7 protein-coding genes are annotated in these 7,084 nt (G+C 36.6%); 4 read left to right on the forward strand and 3 right to left on the reverse strand.

The window, feature by feature from the left end:
- The first annotated feature begins 951 nt into the window (after window positions 1–951).
- On the forward strand, window positions 952–1,590 hold the full coding sequence (locus PSH48_RS20555) for a hypothetical protein (RefSeq protein WP_273612275.1): 639 nt from the start codon (window positions 952–954) through the stop codon (window positions 1,588–1,590).
- 266 nt (window positions 1,591–1,856) lie between these two features.
- On the forward strand, window positions 1,857–2,270 hold the full coding sequence (locus PSH48_RS20560; protein WP_058154182.1) for a hypothetical protein: 414 nt from the start codon (window positions 1,857–1,859) through the stop codon (window positions 2,268–2,270).
- 497 nt (window positions 2,271–2,767) lie between these two features.
- Here PSH48_RS20560 and PSH48_RS20565 read toward each other — a convergent pair whose 3' ends face one another.
- Together PSH48_RS20565 and PSH48_RS20570 are read right to left on the reverse strand one after the other, a co-directional pair.
- Complete coding sequence (locus tag PSH48_RS20565; RefSeq protein WP_138542301.1) at window positions 2,768–3,076, reverse strand: hypothetical protein; 309 nt, start codon at window positions 3,074–3,076, stop codon at window positions 2,768–2,770.
- A gap of 188 nt (window positions 3,077–3,264) precedes the next feature.
- Window positions 3,265–4,110: a LytTR family DNA-binding domain-containing protein gene (locus PSH48_RS20570; protein ID WP_273612276.1), complete on the reverse strand. Its 846-nt coding sequence runs from the start codon at window positions 4,108–4,110 to the stop codon at window positions 3,265–3,267.
- 146 nt (window positions 4,111–4,256) lie between these two features.
- Here PSH48_RS20570 and PSH48_RS20575 point away from each other — a divergent pair, with 146 nt between their 5' ends.
- A complete protein-coding gene (locus tag PSH48_RS20575; RefSeq protein ID WP_273612277.1) occupies window positions 4,257–4,676 on the forward strand; it encodes a DUF2141 domain-containing protein in 420 nt (139 codons plus the stop codon).
- Window positions 4,677–4,686: 10 nt separating this feature from the next.
- Window positions 4,687–6,207, forward strand: coding sequence for a carotenoid oxygenase family protein (locus PSH48_RS20580; protein WP_273612278.1), 1,521 nt, complete (start codon window positions 4,687–4,689; stop codon window positions 6,205–6,207).
- A gap of 122 nt (window positions 6,208–6,329) precedes the next feature.
- Here PSH48_RS20580 and PSH48_RS20585 read toward each other — a convergent pair.
- Window positions 6,330–7,084: transposase (locus PSH48_RS20585; protein ID WP_273612279.1), on the reverse strand; the 755-nt coding region annotated here is incomplete at its 5' end.

Below are 7,084 nucleotides of genomic sequence, written 5' to 3' on the forward strand. Positions count from 1 at the left end.
TTTGTGAGAATAGAAAGTCAGGGCTTTATCTACGGAGCAGTATTAAATACTAGGCGCAAAGGCAAGCTCACTGACTTCGATGTGATAAATGATAGCTAATCATTTATCAACGAGAGATACAAGGCGCTTAGCTTGCTGGCGCGTCGGGCGATAGCTCGAAAAGTTTTACAAAATTGTCTACAGACGCCTCTACTATTAATAAAGCCTAAGTTACTTTGATAATTAAGTAACTGTGGAACTCCCATAGTTTGCTAGAGGCTCTTTTTTAGCTAAATATTTAAAGCTGCTTTGGCGTTTGCTAAATAGGTTTGTGATACTGGTACTTCCAAACCATTTTCGATAATAAGCATAAGTTTTCTGCCTAGGTTAGCGTGTTGAACTAGTAACGGGGTTGGTAAAGCTATTAGATTTGATTGAGCCTGCACGTTAACCGCTCATATTTTAAATACAGGATATGCGCAATGTTTAAGCTACAAAGGGTTGGTTATGTGTAAGCATAAGCCACAGACTTGTTATAGCGCAGTGTGTAAACACAGACAGGAGCTGGACTAACATTGGTACTAAACGATGACTGAGGCGAAGCCAAGGGCCTTAAATAATCATCAATAATTTAGCCTAAATTCATATGGGTGACTGGTGCATATCCACACCAATCGACGTCATTACTAGGTGGGTAGTTATATTTAAATTGAGTTCAAATAATAAGAATACTTGGTTTTTGAATAAAGAGATCAAGAAAACATAGCTGCTAGTTTGACCAAAACCTTCTAATGAGCTACCTCTTTAACTCCTAAGGTACCGTGAAGATGAAGTAGCTTCTGGATGTTTCGTTTTTCTATAACAGAAGAGAATTTTAAAAGTTGGCAACAAATCTTTACCAAAAAGTTGATTTAAATTATCTTAATTAGTATCATTTTAGCTACAATCCCCCACAACAACAAGGAAGAGTTGATGAAATCACCTTATGTAACAGAACAATATAAATCAGATCCTATTGGTTTTCTAATTAATATTTTAGATGCTAAAAAAATTGAAAATAAGATTAGAAACGAAGATGATATCTTACCTATATTAACTGGCCTAATTGCCTATAGACAGTTAAGTCGCTATAAACAGACACAGTTAAATGCCGCAATTTTAGCAATAAAAAGTGGACCTGTTAAAGAGCATCTATATGGGCTTGTTGCACAGTTAGCATTTTATCCAAAGTGGTTTAGCTGGAGTTTGAGTGACAAAGAATTAAGAGCCTTTTTTGAAAATAATAAAGACTTAGCTAAAGCAACTGCCGTTTTAGGTGTGGCGTCCGTAGGAACAAGCGTCCCTGCAATTTTAGAATCGCTTTTAAATATAAAAAAAACCGGGGTTAAAGCTGCGGCTAAAGAAGCAATAGTGAAAGCCTCTAATAGTGAAGTAGTTAAATCCGCCGCTTCACAATTTACTAAAAACTCAAAAGTTCTTATTGGTAGTAGTTATGCAGCGGCATATGTCACTGTTATTTCTACTTTTTTGTGGTACTGCTCAAGCAAAAATGAAGCGGCTGCAAAAAAAGAGTTAATCTTAAGAGGTTTAATTAAACTGGAAGATATTTAAATGATATTAAAAGGCTGCATAGTAATATTTTGCTTAATATGCATCAATCTTTTTGCTCGACATCATATAACTCAAAAGAAAGCTAAAGGTCATTCTAATAAGGACTTGTTAATAATCTCATTTATCTTTTCAAGTCTACTGGCGATTCTAACATTGGCTATGCTAGCTATTGGTACTGAGTTCGTTTGCTCGATTCAATCTATAGGCTTGTTTATCATATATTGGAGTAATATATATGGTTTGCTAAAAGTATGGAGAAATGCTGAGTGAAACTAATTAAGCCTTTTTGTTTAATAAGTATTATACTTTTTAGTCAGCTTGCGGCAGGAAATGATTTATATTTTGATGTGGGCAAAGCTACACCTTACCTTAGTGTTTGCTCTCTTAAAAATGATTTATCTGAAAGTAATAGCGTTGTTGACTTTGCTAATGGTGTACTAAGTGAAATATATCATTCTTCTGAGGAATCGAAAAAGGAAGTTGCTGCTTTAGGAGCTAATGAATATTTTGACCAGCTAAGTTATCAGTCTGCACTCGGTGTTACTCAAGAATATGAGCTTTACACTTTACCAAGGTGCGAACGCTTTGCAATTAATATTTTGAATAAGTTATGCTCAGATAAAGTGAGAGGCTTATCAATGCTAGAGTCTGCATGTGAAAAGGCTAAACAGTATCTTTAAATAACAAAACTTAATAAGATTATATTACAAATTAATTTAGGATGGTTTTTAAGGCTTAATTTTCGATTAGCTTTAATAAAAGGCTAAAGGGGTTAAATCTCGGCTTCATATATCAATGGTCTAGATTTATAGTTTATTGCTCATTGAGTTAATTATTATATCTAGACCGTTGCGAATAGAGTTGAGAATGCATTTATAATGTGTGAATCGTGGAGGAGGGCGTGAAAACACCTTTTTGAGTGATGACGACTTTAAGTGTTTTTTATACTGTATTGAACAAGCAAGCCTTCGTTTTAATATTGAAGTACATTCGTATTGCTCAATGATCAATTACTATTACCTGCTGATAAAAAAGACGAATTTGACCTCTATGGATTTTGCTTTCGGTCCTAATGAAAAGTAAAAAGCCGTTACGGCAATGCAATGGCTTTTCATTATGGTTTTATGTGCTTTGGCAATACGAGCATAAGGCTTTATACCCCTTTAAAAACCTCGCTTTATTCATCAGGCCCTTTGAGCGTAAATTTTAAATGTTTACGCATATCTTTTAAAATAACGCCTTTTTTAAGCATTGCGCCGCTTAAACGCTTTTGCCACTTTAATAAATCTGGCTCTGCGGCTGCTAAGGCTTGCTCGTTTTCAAACTGAAAGCACAGCAGTAGTGAACTTGGAAATAAGTGATATTCCACATCAAACCAGCATTGCAACATACCAGGGAGCTCAGCGCGGCCTTGCTCTTCTAATTTTTCGGCAGTATTAAGTACAAGTGCTTGCTGTTTTACTTGCACTGCAGAGAGTTTTTTCATTATTAAAGTCCAAATTAGCGGCTAACACATACAGTCAGAATGCGGGTATTATACGCAAGCTTGTAGCTATGCAACAACCGTAGGTTGGTTTGAGCGAAGCGAAACCCAACGCACAGCCAATGTAATAACCACAGCTAAATATAAATGCTATGGGGTGTAGGCGCTTAACTAAAGGCTCTTTCTTTTGGCTAAATGTTTAAAGCTGCTTTGGCGTTTGCTAAATAGGTTTGTGATACGGGTACTTTCAAACCATTTTCCATAATAAGTATAAGTTTTCTGCCTTCTTTTTTACTCGCAGCAACTGCTTCACGCGATACCCACCAAGAGCGGTGAGTTTGAAAACCATCGTAATTTTCTAATTTTAATAAAGCATCTTTAAACCTAATAAGTAGTAGGTGCTGGCCTTTATCTGTAACTATATTTAGGTAATGATCATCCATTTGCAAGCAAATTAATCTCCCTCTTTTTTCTAGAGGTAATTCGTTGATTAGTTCGTTTACTTGTTGGTTTTGAATAGTTTCGATTTTTTCAGACTCATTAGTAAGTGCTTTTTCACTTTGCTGTAGCTGTTTATTTTGGCGTATTAAGATGCTTTTTATAGAACTTACACCTGCAATAACTCCGCCAATAAATACACACGCTAAAAAAGACATAGGGAGTGACTGCCAGTAATTTTCAGGCGAGTTAAAAAATAGGTTAATGATAAAGGGGGCAAAAAGGGCCATGATGGCACTGGCCGTTAGTGCTGAAATAATTAGCCTAATTGCCGCATTGTTAAAGGGCTGGGGTAAGGAATTAGATAACCTTGCTGATAAAATTTTTATTACGGGTGAGTAAACCGCATAGCCACTAAAGCAAATGATTGTCCAAAAAGCTCCGCTGTATAAAAAGCTAATTTGATGCATACCAAATGGTTTTAGGAACGTTAAAAAAAGCACGAAAATAGCTACAACTAGGCAGTCAGATAAAATGTTTTTTATTTCTAAACCACTTATTAAGTATTGATTAGTATGGTTTATTTCACGATTCGTCAATTGAACTCCTAGTTTTTTACTTATTTTACGAAATTTAAGGTATAGCTCGCGAAAGGTGTATTGATGGTGTTTTCTGTCATCTCTATTGTTACTTCAACAAGCCAATAAGACCTCGTTAATTTAACTTATTAGGGATAGGAAATACCATGAACTTATTACAACTTTCAACGTTTGCACTTACTTTAGCAATAGTACCTGTATCGGCACAAACGGTGCAATTTGATATTCAATCTATTAAGCATAATGATGGGAAGCTATACATACAACTATATAAAGGTAAGCAAGGTTATAAGATTGATAAGCCTTATAGTGCCACAATAGTAAAAGCAAAAGAGGGTACTGTTAGTGTTACGTTTAACGACATTGAGGCAGGTGATTATGCTATTCGCTATTTTCATGATGAAAACGACAACGGCACCATGGATACCAATTTATTTGGCTTGCCAGTTGAAGGGTATGGTTTTTCAAATAACGCCATAGTGAATTTTGGCCCACCAAGCTATGAACAAATGTCGTTTAACGTTGCTCAACAACCGGTTAAAACTCACTCTACTATTAACTACTGAGGGAACCGGCATGGAACGCAGAGAGGCACTTAAAAATATATTTAACTTATCTATTGCAGCAGCGGTTGCCCCGTTACCATCTTTTGCTAATTTATCTTTAGACGAAGGTGATTTATTAAAGCAAAACGCGCGGAGCTTTAATAAGGCTTTATTAACCAATCCAGATTTACAGGGTTTTGTTGGATTAAAGCAAAATATACTGCAGCAAACACTAACGATTGAAGGAAAAATACCGGCTGATTTTACAGGGGCATTTTATAGAAACGGCCCCGCAATACACCAAAGGCAAGAGCAACGCTATACGCATTTGTTTGAAGGTGATGGTATGGTGCAGCAATTTTCATTCTCTAAGCAGGGGGTGACCCATCAGGCAAAGTTTATTAATACAGATAAATTTGTGCAAGAGCAGCAAGCAGGGAAGTTTTTATTTTCAGGCCCAGATAGCAAGTTAAAGCATAGTCTTTCAATTACAGGCCCTGACAGTATTAATGCCGCTAATATAAATGTATTACCTGTAAACGATGAATTGTGGGCTCTATGGGAAGCCGGTTCAGCAACAGCCCTTGATCCGAATACTCTCAACACAAAGGGGTTAGTCGATCTTGGCAAAAACACTAAATATGGCAGTAGTTTAAAAGGGTTGGCATTTTCAGCTCACCCTAAGGTTGATCCCGATGGCACAATTTGGAATTTTGGCAGCACCACGACCGGCGATATTGTGTTGTACCATTTGAACAAACAAGGGATAACGCAAAAAGTTAATATTTTAAAGACTAATTACCGAGGCGGCATGCTGCACGACTTTTTAGTAACTCATAAGCACTTACTTATTATTTTGCCTTCTATTATTCAAGACAAAACTAAAAATACATATTTTGGTGCAATAAGTTTTGCCAAAAAACTACCAATGCGAGTGCTTGTTGTTGATAAGGAAACGCTGACTTTAAAAAGAGAGTTCAATCTTGATGCTGGGTTTGCTTTTCACTTTGGAAATGCGTGGGAAGATCAACAAGGCACTATTCGCTTTGATGCTAGCCTTTATCCAAATCTAGATAACTTGCATTATATGAGCGATGTTATGCAAGGTAGAGTCAGTCATCCTGAACAGGCTAAAACAACGTTATTTACACTATATAAAAATGGCCAAACTAAGAAAGAAACCTTACCAGGGGTGAGTGAATTTCCTCGTATTTATAATCATTTAACGGGATTAAAAAACGATACTTTAGTTACATTATCTTCTATTGAAAGTGATGTGTGGAGTGACTCTGTGCGTGTTATTAATACTAATACAGGGAAACAGGATATATTTACATATGGTAAAGAATACCTAGTCGAGGAGCACATTGTGGTTGATACCTCACAAAAAGAAGGAAATGGGTATCTAGTAGGCACAGCTTTACATGTGCCATCAAAACGAACATGTGTAAACATTTTTAAGGCGAGTAGGGTAAGTGAAGGCCCCGTTTGTAGGGCATGGCTGCCTCATTCAATACCACTTGGTTTTCATGGGAATTTCATGACTACTTAATTGAGTGTGAAAAATAACGTTATTTGCTTATATAACTAAGTAAAGCCAATGTAATAATCACAATAAGTAAAAATGCTATTACTTGTAGATACCATCTCTCATTTTAAGCTTCAAGGTCGTATTTAACTTTCTTGGAGCTTAAACACTTCTTGGTTTTTTATTACACCAAAACATATATGGATGAGCTTCCGCATATTTGCACACACAGCTTGCATCGGTGTTTTACCGTTATTTATTAATGTTAACTTGTGTCGTTTTATTCTTTTATTCCATTGCCCAGCGACAATGGCTGCCATGTAGAGTTTACAGCGAATTCTGGCTGGCCCAAGTTTACTGATTGATGTTCGCCCTTTTAATTTACCCGATTCATTGTGACGTGGGATTAACCCACAATAAGCTGCTGCTTCTTTGGCTTTATTAAATTTTTTAGCCGTAAACAAATATGTCAGCTCTCTCGATAATACAGGCCCAATGCCAGGGATAGACTCGAGTAGTTTCCTGTTTCTTTTTAAACCAGGCTCATTATCTATGTGATCATCAATGTCAGATTTAAGCTGTTTAATTTCGTCATCTAAAAACGCGATAGTCACTTTTATCGATTGGCGAACACGTGCTGAAACGTTGCTGAATTCACTTGCTTCTAATCGGTTAGCTTCTCGTTGTCGGTTACTCTCAAGCGCATCTAAACGACGGATAAGGGCTTTAAGCTCTCTAACTTCTAACGCTTCAGGTTGCCAATAATCAACGACAGCGTGCTTTGCACAGCCGTAGTGGGCAAGCATCGTTGCATCAGATTTGTCTGTTTTATGAATTATGTTTAACGCGTCTGCATACTTTTTAGCTTTACCTGTATTCGCTAAAATAATGTTAAAGCCTT

Source organism: Pseudoalteromonas sp. Angola-4, assembly GCF_028599265.1.
GTDB lineage: Bacteria > Pseudomonadota > Gammaproteobacteria > Enterobacterales > Alteromonadaceae > Pseudoalteromonas > Pseudoalteromonas atlantica.